Raw genomic sequence first — 17,029 nt, 5'->3', positions numbered from 1 at the left:
CCTTTATAAGAGTGTTTTTACAAGAAACGAATCTATTAAATTGTATGCTTGTTTTGTAGAGTGCACGTTATATTTTTCAGTATACGGATTTAGAAAACCATGTTCACCGTGTAGTTGTTGTATTTCTAATAAAGGATTCTTTTGTTGCTGCAATGTTTGGATTAAAGAGGATACTGAAAAACTAGCTTCTTTTTCAGGGAATATAAGTAAGGTAGCGCATGTAGGCTTCATGTGAATATAGTCGCGTATACGAGAGCCGTAACATCCGATAATAAAATCTATTTTCGGATTGTTACTACATAGCCATGAGATGGTAGCACCAACACTAAAGCCGATAAGTCCAATATGTGTATAATTACTTGAAAGAGTATGGATGAATTCTTCAATTTGGTGTTTCCCATCATCAAATCCAATATGATTTACAAAATGTTCATATGCTTTTTCCTCATCACGATAATGAAATGCGTGTTGTGATTGTAGAAGATTAGGACAGAATACATCTATTTGAGATGAAGTGAAGTGGTGGGTAACGTGATGCATATGGTCGTTCACACCATATATTTCATGAACAATAACGAGAGCTAATTTTTTCTTCATAGTTATAATGTACCTCTATGAAACTTAAATTCTTTCTCAACAAGGCAGATACGCAGGTGGAAGTTTTCATACCATTGCTCACGGCCTCTTTTTTTCGCTTCTTTATGTAAGGCGTTCTGTTTCCAATTTTCAATTGCCTCAAGTGATTCCCAATAAGAAATTGTGATTCCGAGTCCCGAATTACCGCGTGCACTTTCTACACCTAGAAATCCAGGTTGCTGCTTTGCGAGTTCCTCCATTTTGTCGGCAACGCTACTATAATCTGTCGTATCATTTGATAAATGGGAAGTGAATATAACTGCATAATAAGACTTGTTTTTTTCTAAATTAGATGCCATTATTTTTCCTCCTTAATATATAGTGCGAATAATTCATTCATAGTTTGTATTTTAGCAGGTCACAAAAAGAAAAGAAGTAGAAAATTCTTATTTTTTAGCTCCTGTAAAATAGAAGATAGAAGAAATTTATAATAAGTAATCTAAAAAAAGAAAAATGCCACTTCAAAATCGAAGTGGCATTTCTTATATTTCCTCTAAGCTATTAACTGGAACTGTTAATTCGCGTCCTGGGTTTTTTACTTCATATATGCGGGCGGTTTCATTGCTTTCGTCGACGTGTTGAATCATAACAGGCATGCCTTGAAAACTAACATTCGCTTGCTCTGCTGACACAGAAAGCTCTTTTGCACGTTGAATATTCATTTATATTCCTCCCATCATTATTATCTTTGCTAAAAAAGAGGAATAATATACCATTTCGAGACATTCTTAAAGTTTTTGTATTATTTGTAATGTTTCTTTAATAAATGAAGTGAAGATGGAGTCGGGATAACCATCTATCGTTTGAACTGCTTCTTTTGCTTCTTTCAGGGCAGCTGGTTTATCTTGAAGTTTTATATGACACAGGGCACGATATGATCCAGCTGTTAATAACCATGACTGATCAAGTGGATGACTCATATAATCTGGAATATTAGCACGTTTTAATGTTTCCAAAGCTTCCTCGTAACGTTTTAAACCATACAGAGATTTTCCTTTTTCAAGATAATACAATCCATCGTCTTGAAAAATCGGTACATCTTTTAGTTTTTCTCGGAATTGTTCTAAATGTGCTAATGCAATTGTATATTCATTCGTAACGGTATTGTAGTAATAAGCTTTTAATATATCTATATTTGCAGCGGATAAAGTATCTTCTGTAAAAATGGCAAATTGCTCAGATTTTTTTATGTAATATAAATATCTTTCTTTATCAGTTGTAATGATTTTTTGATAAGATAAAATACGGTAAAATTCATCTGTTTTATAATACACTTGATGTTTTTTTGAAAATGCAAGTGCATCTAAAATGACTTTTTCACATTTTTCATAATTACCATATGCGAGTAAAATAATTGCTTCTTTTAAATATAATTGTATATGTGTAATAAGATCCATTTCTAAATTCTTCGTTTTATATTCATCGCGAATTCTGGTAATCAACTGTAAACATTCTTTATATTTTTTCCGTTTGTAGAGCATATAGTAAAACAGTAGTTTTGTTTCAGTACTTTCGCGATACAAAGTATATTTTTCAAATATAGAAACAGCTGTTTCAACGTAATATTCAATATTATAATCGTTCATAATAGCCGCTCCAGTTATGAACTGTTTATATAAACGTGCTGTATTTAAAGTAAGAGGTAGTTCTTTTTGAACGATAGGTAGCAAAGTCTCATATACTTCATCACATTTATTCGCCTTTATTAGTCGCTCCATTTTTTGAATGAGTTCTACAATGTCATCATCTTCTTCCTCTAATAAAAAACTCGTTTCACATTCAAGTTTTTCTGCAATATATTGTAATGTTTTCATGGAAGGTGTAGCTTTTCCATTTTCAATTTGACTAAGCATGCTTTTTGTAAGTTCCGAACCTGCCAGTGCTGTTTGAGTAAGCTTTTTTTCTTTTCGCAATGCTTTAATTTTTTCTCCGAGAGTTGCCATATTATTGCTCCTTTATAATTAAAAAAAGTTAAATACAATTTAACTTTTTGTTGTGGAAATTGGAAAGTTAATTATATAATAAGTTTAACACAATTTAACTTTTAAGGGGAGAGTGTCATAATGGAGGATGTAAGTATAGGTCAAACTGATTCAAGAATGAAGATTGCAACGAGAAATATTATTTTAATGATGATTGGAAAGATGACGTCATTGCTAGGAGTGGGCATTTATACGTTCGCAATGGGGTTATACGTATTAAAGACAACTGGTTCAGGAATGGGTTTTGCAATTACGCTTGTTTGCGGATCACTTCCAAGGATGATCTGTGGTCCGATTGCCGGTGCTGTAGCAGACCGTGTGAATAGAAAGTGGCTTGTCATTGGAACTGATTTATTAAGTAGTTTAACGATGCTTATTATGTTTATTCTTGCTACTATATTTGGACCATCACTTCTTTTTATTTATATTTCAGCAGCATTATTATCAATTTGTGCAAGTTTTTATTCTGTTGCATTAACGTCGTCTATTCCTAATTTAGTAGATGAGGGGCGTATTCAAAAAGCGAGTGCTTTAAATCAAACGGCAGCTTCTTTATCAAATATTTTAGGGCCGATTATTGGTGGAGTAGTATTTGGTTTCTTTTCAATTCAGTCGTTCTTTTTGTTAAATAGCATTACATTCTTTTTAGCAGTTATTTTGCAATTATTTATTGTATTTGATTTATATAAAAAAGAAGTGGCTGAGCGTAAAGAGCATTTCTTGACGAGTATAAAAGAAGGTTTTTTATATGTAAAACGACAGCATGAAATATATGGTTTAATGAAAATAGCATTGTGGGTAAACTTTTTTGCGTGTGGGCTAACTGTTGCACTTCCATACATTATCATACATACATTGCATTTATCTTCAAAGCAACTCGGTACTGTAGAGGGAATGTTAGCAGTCGGGATGCTAATGGGTGCGATTACTTTATCAGTGCGTAAAGAAGTGAATAATCCGTTTCGTTCTATTTATACTGGACTGTTTTTGTTTGCTGGTTTGAGTTTATGTACAGTATTCCCGTTGTTAGTTACCATTCCAAAAGTGGCAAGTTTTATTTACTATATTGCTTTCATGATGTTAACTGGTATAGCAATTATGATTGTAAACATTCCGATGCAAGTACATATGCAAAAAACGACAGATCCAAGCTACTTAGGGCGTGTGTTTGGTCTACTTGAAACAATTGCTACTGCAATCGCACCGCTCGGAATGATTGTATATGGATTATTATTAGATATGTTGCCAACTAGCATTGTTATGATGACAATAGGTGGAGGTTTATTGTTAGTTGTATTAGTTGGAGTAAGGCAACATATGGCGAAAAAACAAGTAGATGTGTCGGCTTAAAAATAAGAAAATAATAAAAATTCGACTTATCATTATAAAAATGACCGAATTAGTATTTTAGTTTTTGAAACTCTTTTTCATGTATGTTACAGTATAGTGAGCAGGCAAAGAAAAGGAGAAAACATCATGAAAAAATTAAGTTTTGTTATGCTTTTTCTGTTAGTCGTAATGGCTGGATGTAGTAATTATGACACATATATTGAAACAGGTATGCAATCATTGAAAGATGAAAAATATAGTGATGCAACAATGTGGTTTGAAAAAGCAGAAAAAGAAAAATCAGGAAATGAAGCGAAATCATATAAAGAAATGGCCGAGAAAATGGATCACGGAGCAACAGCATTAAAAGACGGTAAGTATTTAGAAGCGAAAGACATTGCAAATGAAGTGTTACAAATGAAAAAAGACGATGCACTTGAAACAGCTGTAACATCAAATGCCGAGAATATGCTTCAAAAAGCAAAAGATGTAGAAGAGAAAGTAAATGAAAGAGTAGCTAAGCGTAGAAAAGTAGAAGAAGAAGGAATTGATAAACTCATTAAAGCTGTAGATAGTATAGATGATGTGAAAGAAAAAGAGAAAAAAGTTTCAGAAGCATTAGATAAGGCTGAAGAGGCACAAGCAAAAATTGAAGCGAAGAAAAATAAATAGAGTTATAGTGTAAAAGGCTGTCGTGTATAACGACAGCCTTTTAATTTTTTGCTGTATAAGAAGTGATGCTCTGTAGTAAAAAAGAAATAATTTTAGAATTCCATCTGTCCTCATGATGAATCGTATAAATGTTACGTTGAAATTCAAATCCAGGGATGGGTATGTAGCGTAGTTCATTTCGTTGTACTTCTTGTTCAATAGCAAGTTTAGAAATAAAGGCAACCCCATTACCGTATTTTAAAATTTGTTTCATCGTTTCTAATGAATCTAATTCAATTTCTGATTGGAATGTAATGTTATGAGCTAATATCCATTTTGTAAGTAAATCTCTCGTTGTAGATGGATTACGATGCAGTAATATCCGTTCCTTTTCGATATCTTGTAATGATACATTTTCTTTTTTTGAAAAATGATGTTCTTTGGAGAAAGCAAGAACAAGTGTATCGGGCATTACATTCGTCTGTTTTAAAAGTGATTCATCAAACGGTGCTGCTGAAATTATACCGAGATCAATTTCATGATTTTGTAGCATCGTTCGAATTTCAGGAGCTGTTTTTACCATGAGTGTTATTTTTATATTTGGAAATTCACATTGAAATTGATGAACAATTTCTGGTAAAAGATATGTCGCTGGTACATAACTAGCGCCAATTGTTATAGCACCTTTATTAAAATCTTTAAACTCTTGCGTGACCCGCCTAGCTTCTTTCATAAGTGCATCTATTTTACAAGCATAGTGATGCAATGCTTCACCAGCCTCTGTTAAGAAATATCTTCCAGAACGTAATTCGAATAAAGACACACCGAGTTCCTCTTCTAAGCTTTTTATATGGAATGTAATAGTAGGTTGTTTAACACCAAGCTGTTCTGCAACAATCGTGAGTTTTTTGTATTTCTTAATAAGCACTACAATTTCTAATTTTAAGAGATTCATGGCAAGTTGCCCCTTTTTCTTCTAACTATAGAAAAAATCTATAAAAATAAATAGTTTATTAGAAGTTTTTTAATTTAATCTTTACAGTACATTAACATTCAGTATAAATCTTCCATATAGAATGAAAGCAGGTTAAGAGTTAGGGGTGAGAGGTGAAACGATGGATATTAAAATTAGTGGATTAGAAAAGACATTTGGAAAAACGCAGGCGTTAAAGCCGCTACAAATTGTTATGAAACAAGGTGAATTCACTACACTTTTAGGACCTTCGGGATGCGGGAAAACGACTTTACTTAGAATGATTGCAGGACTTGAAGATCCAGATAAAGGTGAAATATATTTTGGAGATAAGTGCATGTATTCTAGTGCGAAAAAAATAAAAACATCTCCTCATGAACGTAATATCGGTATGGTATTTCAAGATTTTGCTTTATGGCCGCATATGACTGTATTTGAAAATGTTGCATTTGGTTTAAGAGCTACAAAGCAAACGAATCATTTACGAGAAAAGGTAGAAGATGCGATAAAGCGAGTTCGCTTGCAAGGGATGGAGAAAAGATATCCACATGAACTTTCTGGTGGACAGCAGCAACGTGTCGCATTTGCTAGAGCAATTGTAACAAAACCACATTTTATTTTGTTCGATGAACCGCTTAGTGCACTCGATGCAATTTTGCGAGAAGAAATGCGGTTAGAGCTTATGGATATTGTTCATTCTATTGGTTTAACGGCATTGTATGTAACGCACGATCAAACAGAAGCTATGTCAATGTCAGACCAAATCATTGTCATGAAACAAGGAGAAGTATTACAAAAAGGAACACCAGAAGATATTTATGTGAAACCGTCTCATGAATTTGTTGCAAAATTTGTTGGCAAGGCAAATTGGCTTGTAGAGGGTAAACAAATGGTTCGTCCAGAGCAAGTGAGCTGGACAAAAAATGAAGTGTGTGAAATGTATACAGGTGAAGTCCAGCACGTTACATATGTAGGAGAACGTTATGAAGTGAAAGTAAACATGGGGACACGCGGTGTATGGACAGCTTATCACAATAGTAGGCTAAGCATTGGGAAACCAGTAGCGTTATATGTACCAAAAAAATGTATTCATCATATAGGGGGAGAATCGTATGAAGAACTTCAGTTCGCTTAAGTCATTATTTGTATGTACTTTATTATTTTCTGCTGTAGTAACAGGGTGTAGTTCAAAGACAGGTAATGCAGATGCAAAAAGTAAAACTACGAATGAAAAGAAAATTGTTGTATATAGTGCAGGGCCAAAAGGATTAGCAGAAAAAATTCAAAAGGACTTTGAAAAGAAAACGGGTATAAAAGTAGAAATGTTTCAAGGGACAACTGGAAAAATCTTAGCAAGAATGGAAGCTGAAAAGAAAAAACCAGTCGTTGACGTAGTGGTACTTGCTTCTTTACCAGCAATGGAAGGGTTAAAGAAAGATGGTCAAACGTTAGCTTATAAAGAAGCGAAACAAGCTGATAAGCTTCGTCCAGAATGGTCGGATGATAAAGGTCATTATTTCGGGTATAGTGCTTCAGCATTAGGAATTGTGTACAATACAAAAAATGTGAAGGCAGCACCTGAAGATTGGAGCGATATAACAAAAGGGGAATGGAAAGGGAAAGTGAATCTTCCAGATCCAGCACTTTCAGGTTCAGCTTTAGACTTTGTAACTGGATACGTGAAAAAGAACGGGAAAGATGGATGGAATTTATTTGAACAGCTTAAGAAAAATGAAGTTACAGTAGCGGGGGCAAACCAAGAAGCATTAGATCCAGTTGTAACAGGTGCAAAAGATATGGTCATTGCGGGTGTTGATTATATGACGTACAGTGCAAAAGTAAAGGGTGAACCAGTTGATATCGTATATCCAAAAAGCGGAACAGTTATTAGCCCACGTGCAGCAGGCATTATGAAAGATAGTAAAAATGTAGAAGGTGCAAAAGAGTTTATTGATTATTTATTATCAGATGATGTACAAAAACAAATTTCTAAAGCATATTTATTGCCTGGTAGAACAGATATAAAAGCTGAAAATAGACCAAATGTGGAAGAGATTCCAATATTAAATATTGATTGGAAAACAGTTGGGAAAGAACAAGATGAAATAGGAAAACAATTTAAGAAAGTATTTAAATAAGATGGTGATTACATGGTAAATCGATTCGTATCAGTAAGACAAGTTGGAATGACAGTAGCGTTGTTACTTGTGGCGATGTTAATCGTCATTCCGCTTTTTCTCATTTTACTTTCTAGTGTATATGAAAATAGTAGTTGGAATTTTTTAAAGCCTTTTGAAGTGATGCAGAGTGGTGGATTAGCTGGGATTTTTCTAAACTCGATGCTTCTCGGTGTACTTGTAGTAATAGGAGCTACCGTATTTGCATTTCCATTAGCGTTCATTATGAGTAAAACAGATGTTGGAAAGTATAGTAAGTTAGATGTTGTTTTTATGATTCCATTTATGACACCGCCGTATATTGGGTCGATGGGCTGGATTTTGTTCATGCAACCGAACGGCTATTTCGAACAGTTTTTTCCGATGCTAAAGACGATTTCATCCTCGTTTTTTAGTTTAGGGGGTATGGTTTTAATTATGAGTCTGCATTTATTCCCATTTCTTTACTTCATGTTGAAAAACACGTTACTTCAAATTGGGAGTAGTAAAGAAGATGCCGCAGCAGTTCATGGCGGAAGTTTTTTCTATCGTTTAAGAAAAATAATATTGCCGTTATTAGTATCAAGTTATGTAATGGGTGCTTTACTCATTTTCGTAAAGACGATTGCTGAATTTGGAACACCGGCTACATTTGGACGTAGAATAGGGTTCCACGTGTTAACATCAGAGATTCATAAATTTATTTCGAGTTGGCCGATTGATTTTAGTAGTGCAACAGCATTATCTTCTTTATTACTTAGCGCATGTATGCTCATTTGGTATATGCAAAATGTATTAAATCGAAAGTATTCATATGCAATGGTTAGTGGAAAAGGTGTGAAATCTAAAAGGTATACTTTGTCTATCGTTACACGTGTTGTAGCGTGGATTTATGTAATTGGTTTATTAATCATATCAATTGGAATCCCATACTTTTCTATATTGATCGCTTCTTTGTCAAAATTAAGAGGCGGCGGTTTACATGTAAATAACTTTACAACGAGTCATTATGAAGCGTTGTTTACAATGGGATCACCAGGATTAGAAGCTTTGTGGAACAGTTTTCTTTTTTCACTCGTAACAGCGATTATTGCTGTAATAATTGGAGTCTTTTTAGCACTTATGATTCGAAAGGGGAAAAAATCCTCTGAAAAATGGCTTGATATGTGCGGTATGTTACCGAATATGGTACCAGGAATTGTGATGGTTGTAGGTCTTATATTATTTTGGAACTCACCCTATATGCCTCTGTCCATTTACAATACACCAGTCATGGTTATCGTAACGTACGTTGTTCTTTTTTTACCTTATACGGTGCAGTATGTAAAAGCATCACTCGGGCAAATTGATGATTCTCTTGTACAGGCAGGAAGTATTTTTTCTGGAAATTATATGTATATTTTTAGGAAAATAATATTACCTCTTATTATCCCAGGCATTCTTGCTGGATGGGCGATGACATTTACAATCTCGATAAGAGAGTTAGTAGCATCGCTTCTCGTACTACCTCCATCAGTAGAAACATCAGCAACATTTATTTTTGCTCAATTTGAGCAAGGAGAAGTATCTATTGGAATGGCGATGGCTGTCGTTTCAGTTGGACTTACAACGCTATGTTTATTACTTCTGCAGCATATGGAGCAAAAACGAAAAGGGGTAGCATGATGAAAATAGAAGTATGGGGAGGAGCGGGAGAATACGGTCGTTCCTGCTACTTCGTAAAAAATAAAGAGACAAAAATATTATTTGATTGTGGTATTAATCGATCATATGAAGATAGTTATCCAAAAATAGATAGGGAAGTTGTGCCGTTTTTAGATGCCGTATTTTTATCACATATTCATGAAGATCATACGATGGGTTTACCTTTATTAGCGAAGTATGGATATAAGAAAAAAATTTGGACGACTCGTTATACGAAGGAGCAACTTCCAACTTATTATGAAAAATGGAGAAACTACAATCTGACCCGAGGATGGAATATACCTTATAGTGACCAAAACATAAAAGATTTAAATTATGTATATATTGATGAGATTAGTAATCCGAATGAATGGATACAAATTACTCCTTCATTGCGGTTTCAATGGGGGTATAGTGGGCATGTATTAGGAGCTGTTTGGTTTTTAGTGGATATGAGTCATACATATGTATTTTATTCTGGCGATTATTCAGCAGAGTCTAACATACTACGAGCGAATTTACCTGAGAAATTGCGTGGCGATATAAAAGTTGCAATCGTAGATGCCGCGTATCATACTGATGATGTTTCGCAACATGAACGAGTAAACGAACTGTGTGCAGAAATTGAACGTGCTGCGGGGAATAAAGGAATAGCATTACTACCATTGCCACCGCTTGGTAGGGCGCAAGATATCGTGTTGTATTTATATAAAAAATATAAAGAACTTCCCATTATAGTAGATCAAGAAATTTTGGCTGGATTCGAAGAGATGATCGTATATAAAGATTGGATCAAAAACAATGAAGAACTTGAAGAGCTAATTGAGAGTTTAAAAAGAAACGTAATAGTTATGGATGATGACATCGGTACGCAACATAGTTATGGAATATTTGTAATGAGTGATGCGAATATGCAAACGAAACGAGCACAGTTATATTATGAACAAATTCTGTATGAAGAACGAAATTCCATTATCTTTACTGGACATATTGCTAAAGGGAGTTTTGCAGAAAAAGTTTTGAAAGAACGTGTAGGTAAAGAATGTAGGGTGAAGCGAGTTCCATATAAAGTTCACCAAAGTATAAGAGATGTGAAAGAGATGTTAAATACATTATTACCAGAACATACGGTGCTAGTACACGCTTTGAAAGAGGATACGGATCGATTACAGAAAAAGCTTAGTATAGCAGGATATGATAATGTGTATTCACTTGCAATGGAATGTGTAGAAGTCATTTAAAATGTAAAGGGGATAGGTATATGAAAAGAGTATTTGTATTCGTAAGCATTTTCTTTTGCTGTTTCTTTTATAACGTTATGGAAGGGTTTGCTGCTAGTCCAATGAAACCTAGTTTTGAAGTGAAGTTATTATTAAAACCAGAACAAGTACTAGGTCCTAACAAAGAGATGAAGCAAGAAGTACTAGAATATTTTCAGGCTGGTACAAATTATGAAAGAATACAAGTGCAATTTTTAGATACGGCAAATAAAAATTTAAGTAATGAAGGTTGGTTTGCGAGAATTCGAAAGAAAGAATTTAGTAAAGATTTTGAGCTAACATATAAAAAAAGATATCTGGTTCAAAATGGTGTAATTCAAGATGCACTAGAAGTAGCTAAAAAAGATGGATTTGATAGTAATACGGATAGTTATGAAGCGGAAGTAGATTGGGGATTTGAGAAGAAAACGTTAAGTATTTCAAATAAGAAAAGTTACAGTGCTAAAGGGTATGGGATACTTGATTTACCAAACGAACTAGCTGCTCAAAACATGTTAATAGAAAAGTTGCCAGGGAAAATGAACAAATGGTTGTATGCGAATTGGGGAGAAGCAATGCTCAAGAATTCTCGTATTTACGGTCCTGTATTAATGAAAAGGTATACAGGTGAATTTCAAAATAGTAAAACGAATATTGAAATTTGGCCACTAAGTGATACGGGGAAAATAGAAGATGACTTCGTAATAGAAGTGTCGTTTAAAACAAATGAGGAAAGTATTGCAAAAGAACAAAGAGAAGTATTAATGAAGGTTTTAGAACAAAAAGGATGGTTGTTACCGAAAGATAGTTTGAAAACAGAGCTTATTTTTCAGTAAATGGTAAAAAAAGGAATCCATATACCATGGATTCCTTTTTCTAATATATGAGTATTAAGCTAAATCAGCTGACACGAACATATCATTATTTTGAAGATTTTTAGAGCGTAAACTATAAGCAACTACTTTCTTTTTATATTGCTTTACAACATCAACATGCTCTTCATGACTATAAATATAAAATGTAAAATCTTTTTTGCCGCGTTTTGCATTGATAATTAAAGGAGTACCCTCATTGTGTGGCGGTGCATAATAGCGATCTAAAAATAAACCTTCGTTAAAATCATGAATAATTTTGGATTTCTGTTCGCCTTCTACGTTATTTCCGTGAATTGTAATAGTCACATTCTCTTCTTCAAGTTGTGGATGTGTTTCGTACTTGCTAATAATGGATTCAATAACAGTGTTAGGAAGGCTAGAAACGATAATTTTAAATGCCCCAAATACAACTAACATTACAATAAACCAAGTCGTCATAGTATATCATCCCCTTTATTCTATTTAATAATATAACTCATATGGTAATAGTACATATGGTGAAGTTTTGTATAATTTGTGAAAAATATGCCATTTTTACGAACAAAATGTTAGAAAAATCAATTTTGTTACAAAAAGTTGAAATCGAAGTATTTTAAAAGAAAAAGGTTTATAATAAAAACATAACTAATAACAACATTACTAATTATAAGGAAGTGTAACTATGAGTACTGTAGCAATCGTGTATGGTATTATTCTTTCTACAATTATCGTTTTATTTTTCGTTGGGGTTTCACGTTATATTCATAAATGGAAAGAATGCGTTGCGAAATTAAATCACATTGAAGAAGAACTTAGTGATTTAATGTTACATCATGGTAAATAAAAAGATTATTTTTTAATGAAACAATGTGAAGAATATCACAAAACATGCTCTCCTTATGAAGGCATGTTTTTTTGTTATGTCAATGGTTAGGCACATTCATACATTTTTTCCATACGATACAGTGTGAAAGTCGAAATGTTCGGAGTGGAAAAGAGGGATAAAATGAGTAATTCAGGTTATGTTCCAGATAATAAAAATTTAAAGAAAAGTTCAGGAACTCCAAACCTTTTCTTTGATTCGAGAAAAAACATCTTTTTTAAAAGAGATGAGAAAAACGTTGCATATGAAGTTACGTCAACGCAGTTACCAGCGATGATAGGAGGAGCGTTTGTTGATTTATTTATGACAAAAGGGCATATGCGAGAACCGCATTGGCATCCGAATGCGTGGGAATTAGATGTTGTTGTATCAGGAGAAGCAGTTACATCTATCTTAAATCCCGAAACGAATCAGTTGCAAAATTATCATGTGAAAGCGGGGCAAACTGTCTTTATTCCAATGGGATGGTGGCATTGGATCACAGCGGTAACAGAAGAAGTACAATTGCATTTGTTCTTCAATAACGATCAGTTTGAAACAGCAGAAGGGTCAGACGTACTTAGATTAACACCGCCAGAAGTATTTCAAGCTGCATACGGTGTAAGTGCAGAAAAATTAGAGAAGGACCTTTCGCCAATTAAGGAATCAGTTGTAATTGGTCCACCTAACTCTAATCGACTAAAAGGTGTTAAAGAAAGTGACGACTCAAATATAGTTGTTACAATAAATGGACAAATAACTTCATGTGAAATAGAGTAACTCTTTCTTTTTTAGGAAGAGTTACTCTATTTTGTATAATTTTGTAATTCGATTCGTTATAATGATTATATAGAAGGGAATTTATTCGAGGGGGCATATTGTGAACATATTAAAGATTATAGGAATTGTTGCAGGAGTCATTGTAGTAGCCGTTATAGCTTTCTTTGTTATTATGAAGTACTACTTGTCAAAAGAAGATCCTAATTACGTATTAAAGTACATAAAAGAACATAAAGACGATGAAACAAGTTCATTATTTATAAAAAGAAATGGAGAAGTATTAACTTCTATAAATGCAAATAAAAAATTACCATTAGCGAGTATGGCAAAAATCGTAATAGCAGTTGAGTTCGCTAAGCAAGTGTCAGAAGGAAAAGTAAGTCGTGATGAACAAATTTCATTGCAGGAGCTAGAAAAATATTACGTTAAAAACACTGATGGTGGAGCGCATCCTAACTGGTTAGAAGATGCCAAAGCGAGAGAATTAGTGAAAAATGGACAAATCGCTTTGGAAGAAGTCGCTAAAGGGATGATTCATTATAGTTCTAATGCAAATACAACATATTTGTTAGATAAGCTTGGAATAGAAAGAGTAAATGAAAGTATAAAAGAGTTAGAGCTTACTAGTCATGACAAGTTCTCTTCGTATACTGCTTCACTATATATGAGAGGGTATGTAGAAAAAGAGCTTCATGTGCCAGAAAATCAATCGTTAGAAATGATACGTAACATGTCAAAGGATGAGTATAATCAACATGTGTTACAAATTCATGAATGGATGAAAGATGAAGAAGAATGGAAAAAACGTGATATCCCATTAAAGGTAGATATGGAATTTCAGCGAATTTGGTCAGATCGATTAGTGGGTGCAAACGCTAAAGATTATATGAGTATAATGGAAAAGATAAATAGTAGAAAGTATTTTCCAAAATCAATGCAAGAAGAAATCGAGAACATTTTCAAAGGAACAGTTAAAAATAGTAAGTTCGAATATGCTGGTCAAAAAGGTGGTTCTACTGCATTCGTATTGACAAAAAGTTTGTATACTACAGATAAGAAAGGGAATAAAGTAGAAGTTGTCATTATGTTTAACGATATAGAAGATCAAGTTGTATATCAAAAGCTGAGAAATAATATAGATTATTTTATTCAAGATGCTATAGTGGATGAAGAGTTTAGAAAGAAGTTATAATGGAATAATTTTATTATGTAAACAAGATGCTGTTAAAGGTAGGTGTTGAGATGAGGTTGAATGAGTATATGCTTGAAACGTTTCCAAATTTAGAACTTAGACCACCTCTATTTTATAATGGGGATATTGGTATTCGCTTTAAATTAGGTGTGAACTATGATTACAATAACATTTATGAAAACTGCCCATATTTAGAAGGCGTTTATAATAGAGCCATTACTTTATTTCAGTCTTTACATTCCAAAACAGACGATATTTATATTGTAGTGGATGTAAATGACTATGCAGACGGTGAAACTTTCAAACACAAATTGAATATCTTTTCTAAGTATGTAAAAGAGAAATCTGATTTGTTTAAGCTACAGAAAAATACAATCCCTTATGTTTTTCCAGAAGACGATGAAGACGGGGTATATAAAACACATAGATATACTTTGAAATGTAAAGTTTCTGACTTGAAATACATTCCTATGCTAAAAGCAATTTGTAATCAAGATATGGGAATCAAACCGAGTATTTTTCATAGGGTGTATTTTATAAATATTAACAAGAATACTATATTTCATGTTTATGATGATAGGGGTTGTGATGTATTAGCTACCTCTCCTAATACAATTAGGGATATTTATCATACATATAATGATTGGATATTAGAATACGATAGAAATAAAATTGATAAAGTATTTAATTGAATGTAGTCTATTTTAATTGAGGGAAATACCATATGAGGTGTTTCCCTTTTATTAATATGAAAATCAACATTTAAAATTGACAGCATCTATTATAAAAGTAAAGGGATTTGATGGTAATGTATTGAATTTGGATAGAAACGGAAAAGGGAGATGAATAAATGACGACAATATATTTCGTTCGCCATGCCCATTCTACATATACAAAAGAAGAACGGGAGCGTCCTTTATCTGAAAAAGGGTATTGTGATGCAGAGAATGTAACTCACTTATTAAAAGATAAACATATTGATGTTGTGATTTCTAGCCCATACAAAAGAGCAATTCAAACTGTACAAGGAATTGCAAATACATATAATGTAACAATACAAATAGAAGAAGATTTGCGAGAAAGGTTATTAAGTTTAGAGCCAGTAGCAGATTTTAATGATGCTATGGAGAATGTGTGGGGGGATTGGAGTTTTGCATACGAAGGCGGAGAATCAAATGATGTAGCACAAAGACGCGCTGTAATATGTATGCAAAGTATATTAAAAAAATATGAAGGTAAGAATATTGTAATAGGTACGCATGGGAATATTATGGTATTACTTATGAATTATTTTGATTCAAAATATGATTTTCGATTTTGGAAAACACTTCGTATGCCCGATATATTTAAGTTGAATTTTCATAATGAAGATTTAGTTTCTGCTGAAAGAATAGAGAATACGGGTCATCAGATAAATAATTTGTAAAAGTTTATCAAAAAAAGAGGAAAGAGAGAAGTTATTGTAGAAGTATGACTTTGTAACAAAAAAAATATATGTTAAAGGAGGCTGTTTACATGTTTGAGAAAGAGAAAGAAGGGCTTATTGAAGTTCACAACGTATATGAAATTGCACCAGCAGATGGAACAATTATAGGTATGGCAACGGAAGAAGAAATGGAAATTGCTGCTGAATTAGAGCTGCAGTACTATGCCCATTCTCGTTTACTAGAAGCAAATGTTCAGTTAGACGGTTCCTCCTATAAAGAGTTACTTCAGGAGTTCCAGGAGTACGAAAGAAAATCAATGAGCTTTTGGCGAGCAATACATAAGCGTTTAGCTGTGCCATGGGCATGGGTATTACGTATTGACGTTGCGAATGGTCCTATATATGTAAGTAATGGGAATGCGTATTACGAAGAAATCGATGATGAAGAAGATTATGAATAGATAAGTAAGGAAGCAGCTTTAGTTGCTTCCTTTTTTTATGACCTAAGCTTGAAATAATTTTTGACAAGCAAAAACAATGCACCAAACACCTATACCAAGTAGGACAGATGTACTAAGTGAAAATGAGTTTTTTAAACCCATATAGACGATAAATAATAATAGTGCGGATGCAGGAAATCCATATAATACGCCTATAGCAAATTGACTTAATTCTTGTTTGTTCCCGCCTTCGAAAGAAATCCAAAATAGACTCAGTAAACTAACGAGAGGAAGGGCAGCAATAAAGCCGCCAATCGTACTATAATGTTTAGCTACTTCAGTAATAACACCGATAATAAGTGCCGAAACGATTACTTTAACGAGGAAATGCATACTTTGCCTCCTTCGCTAATAACGAAAAAGCTTTTTCGATTAATTGTTGTTCTTCTTTCGATAACTGTGATTCTAATATCTTTATCTTTTCTTTATCTAGTAAAGTATGCTTTTCTAATACTTCAATGCCTTCTTTCGTTAATGTAAGGTTCACCACTCTTTCATCTTGTTTGTTTCTTTCTTTCATGATAAATCCTTTTTGAATAAGGCGCTTTACATGTTCAGACGCTGTGTTATGAGAGAGACTAAGCTCAGTAGCGACTTTTCCAATTGTTATATCTTTCTCACGAGAAACGATTTGTAAAATACGAATGGCTTGGTGAGAAAGGTTGTCTTCATACTCATATCGTAAGTGATAATAAATGCTCTCCCAATGCTGATTAATGTCTTTCATAATGATAAATCCTCCTGTT

General features: G+C 33.5%; 22 protein-coding genes. 14 read left to right on the top strand and 8 right to left on the bottom strand.

Annotation, left to right across the window (positions count from 1 at the left end):
• Positions 1 to 3: 3 nt before the first annotated feature.
• The 4 genes from DN390_RS03125 to DN390_RS03110 form a co-directional block, all read right to left on the bottom strand.
• Positions 4 to 597 carry a dienelactone hydrolase family protein gene (locus DN390_RS03125; protein ID WP_147806580.1) on the bottom strand — a complete coding sequence of 198 codons (594 nt, stop codon included), beginning with the start codon at positions 595 to 597 and terminating at the stop codon, positions 4 to 6.
• A gap of 2 nt (positions 598 to 599) precedes the next feature.
• Positions 600 to 935, bottom strand: a complete 336-nt coding sequence (locus tag DN390_RS03120; protein WP_147806579.1) for an antibiotic biosynthesis monooxygenase family protein — start codon at positions 933 to 935, stop codon at positions 600 to 602.
• Positions 936 to 1,118: 183 nt separating this feature from the next.
• Positions 1,119 to 1,298: an H-type small acid-soluble spore protein gene (locus tag DN390_RS03115; RefSeq protein ID WP_001025740.1), complete on the bottom strand. Its 180-nt coding sequence runs from the start codon at positions 1,296 to 1,298 to the stop codon at positions 1,119 to 1,121.
• 66 nt (positions 1,299 to 1,364) lie between these two features.
• Complete coding sequence (locus DN390_RS03110; protein ID WP_147806578.1) at positions 1,365 to 2,579, bottom strand: helix-turn-helix domain-containing protein; 1,215 nt, start codon at positions 2,577 to 2,579, stop codon at positions 1,365 to 1,367.
• 120 nt (positions 2,580 to 2,699) lie between these two features.
• Here DN390_RS03110 and DN390_RS03105 point away from each other — a divergent pair, with 120 nt between their 5' ends.
• A complete protein-coding gene (locus tag DN390_RS03105) occupies positions 2,700 to 3,968 on the top strand; it encodes an MFS transporter (RefSeq protein ID WP_147806577.1) in 1,269 nt (422 codons plus the stop codon).
• A gap of 126 nt (positions 3,969 to 4,094) precedes the next feature.
• Positions 4,095 to 4,619 (top strand): DUF4398 domain-containing protein, encoded by a 525-nt coding sequence (locus tag DN390_RS03100; RefSeq protein WP_000736430.1) that lies wholly within the window; start codon positions 4,095 to 4,097, stop codon positions 4,617 to 4,619.
• A gap of 40 nt (positions 4,620 to 4,659) precedes the next feature.
• Here DN390_RS03100 and DN390_RS03095 read toward each other — a convergent pair whose 3' ends face one another.
• On the bottom strand, positions 4,660 to 5,553 hold the full coding sequence (locus DN390_RS03095) for a LysR family transcriptional regulator (RefSeq protein WP_147806576.1): 894 nt from the start codon (positions 5,551 to 5,553) through the stop codon (positions 4,660 to 4,662).
• 160 nt (positions 5,554 to 5,713) lie between these two features.
• Here DN390_RS03095 and DN390_RS03090 point away from each other — a divergent pair, with 160 nt between their 5' ends.
• The 5 genes from DN390_RS03090 to DN390_RS03070 are packed head-to-tail and all read left to right on the top strand — an operon-like array spanning position 5,714 to position 11,505.
• On the top strand, positions 5,714 to 6,706 hold the full coding sequence (locus tag DN390_RS03090; protein ID WP_147806575.1) for an ABC transporter ATP-binding protein: 993 nt from the start codon (positions 5,714 to 5,716) through the stop codon (positions 6,704 to 6,706).
• Positions 6,684 to 7,709 (top strand): ABC transporter substrate-binding protein, encoded by a 1,026-nt coding sequence (locus DN390_RS03085; RefSeq protein WP_147806574.1) that lies wholly within the window; start codon positions 6,684 to 6,686, stop codon positions 7,707 to 7,709. Before DN390_RS03090 ends, DN390_RS03085 begins: the two co-directional genes overlap by 23 nt.
• 12 nt (positions 7,710 to 7,721) lie before the next feature.
• Entirely contained in the window at positions 7,722 to 9,392 is a 1,671-nt protein-coding gene (locus DN390_RS03080; protein ID WP_147806573.1) for an ABC transporter permease, read from the top strand.
• A complete protein-coding gene (locus DN390_RS03075) occupies positions 9,389 to 10,651 on the top strand; it encodes an MBL fold metallo-hydrolase (protein ID WP_147806572.1) in 1,263 nt (420 codons plus the stop codon). Before DN390_RS03080 ends, DN390_RS03075 begins: the two co-directional genes overlap by 4 nt.
• Positions 10,652 to 10,671: 20 nt before the next feature.
• Positions 10,672 to 11,505, top strand: a complete 834-nt coding sequence (locus tag DN390_RS03070; protein WP_147806571.1) for a hypothetical protein — start codon at positions 10,672 to 10,674, stop codon at positions 11,503 to 11,505.
• 54 nt (positions 11,506 to 11,559) lie between these two features.
• On the opposite strand, the gene DN390_RS03065 is transcribed toward DN390_RS03070, so the two are convergent.
• The gene (locus DN390_RS03065; protein WP_060630310.1) at positions 11,560 to 11,982 is read right to left on the bottom strand and encodes a YfmQ family protein; all 423 of its coding nucleotides are present in this window, start codon (positions 11,980 to 11,982) and stop codon (positions 11,560 to 11,562) included.
• A 41-nt stretch (positions 11,983 to 12,023) separates the two neighbouring features.
• Here DN390_RS03065 and DN390_RS03060 point away from each other — a divergent pair, with 41 nt between their 5' ends.
• The 7 genes from DN390_RS03060 to DN390_RS03030 all read left to right on the top strand — a co-directional run bounded on the left by DN390_RS03060 (position 12,024) and on the right by DN390_RS03030 (position 16,244).
• The gene (locus DN390_RS03060; RefSeq protein ID WP_012593193.1) at positions 12,024 to 12,140 is read left to right on the top strand and encodes a hypothetical protein; all 117 of its coding nucleotides are present in this window, start codon (positions 12,024 to 12,026) and stop codon (positions 12,138 to 12,140) included.
• Between the two features lie 65 nt (positions 12,141 to 12,205).
• Positions 12,206 to 12,367 carry a hypothetical protein gene (locus DN390_RS03055; protein ID WP_016088490.1) on the top strand — a complete coding sequence of 54 codons (162 nt, stop codon included), beginning with the start codon at positions 12,206 to 12,208 and terminating at the stop codon, positions 12,365 to 12,367.
• Between the two features lie 162 nt (positions 12,368 to 12,529).
• Positions 12,530 to 13,165, top strand: coding sequence for a cupin domain-containing protein (locus tag DN390_RS03050; protein WP_147806570.1), 636 nt, complete (start codon positions 12,530 to 12,532; stop codon positions 13,163 to 13,165).
• A gap of 100 nt (positions 13,166 to 13,265) precedes the next feature.
• Positions 13,266 to 14,357, top strand: a complete 1,092-nt coding sequence (locus DN390_RS03045) for a serine hydrolase (RefSeq protein WP_147806569.1) — start codon at positions 13,266 to 13,268, stop codon at positions 14,355 to 14,357.
• A 50-nt stretch (positions 14,358 to 14,407) separates the two neighbouring features.
• Positions 14,408 to 15,049, top strand: coding sequence for a DUF3885 domain-containing protein (locus DN390_RS03040; protein ID WP_147806568.1), 642 nt, complete (start codon positions 14,408 to 14,410; stop codon positions 15,047 to 15,049).
• Positions 15,050 to 15,207: 158 nt separating this feature from the next.
• Complete coding sequence (locus tag DN390_RS03035) at positions 15,208 to 15,783, top strand: histidine phosphatase family protein (protein WP_147806567.1); 576 nt, start codon at positions 15,208 to 15,210, stop codon at positions 15,781 to 15,783.
• Between the two features lie 89 nt (positions 15,784 to 15,872).
• On the top strand, positions 15,873 to 16,244 hold the full coding sequence (locus DN390_RS03030; RefSeq protein WP_042874834.1) for a hypothetical protein: 372 nt from the start codon (positions 15,873 to 15,875) through the stop codon (positions 16,242 to 16,244).
• A gap of 42 nt (positions 16,245 to 16,286) precedes the next feature.
• Here the strand turns inward: DN390_RS03030 and DN390_RS03025 are convergent, their stop codons facing one another.
• Complete coding sequence (locus tag DN390_RS03025; protein ID WP_147806566.1) at positions 16,287 to 16,616, bottom strand: DUF3147 family protein; 330 nt, start codon at positions 16,614 to 16,616, stop codon at positions 16,287 to 16,289.
• Positions 16,600 to 17,010 carry a MarR family winged helix-turn-helix transcriptional regulator gene (locus DN390_RS03020; protein ID WP_000651929.1) on the bottom strand — a complete coding sequence of 137 codons (411 nt, stop codon included), beginning with the start codon at positions 17,008 to 17,010 and terminating at the stop codon, positions 16,600 to 16,602. Before DN390_RS03020 ends, DN390_RS03025 begins: the two co-directional genes overlap by 17 nt.
• Positions 17,011 to 17,029 lie beyond the last annotated feature (19 nt).

The organism is Bacillus sp. SH7-1, from assembly GCF_008042405.1.
Classification (GTDB): domain Bacteria; phylum Bacillota; class Bacilli; order Bacillales; family Bacillaceae_G; genus Bacillus_A; species Bacillus_A thuringiensis_N.
The sequence above is the reverse complement of the archived record's forward strand: the minus strand, read 5'-3'. Positions and strand labels throughout refer to the sequence as shown.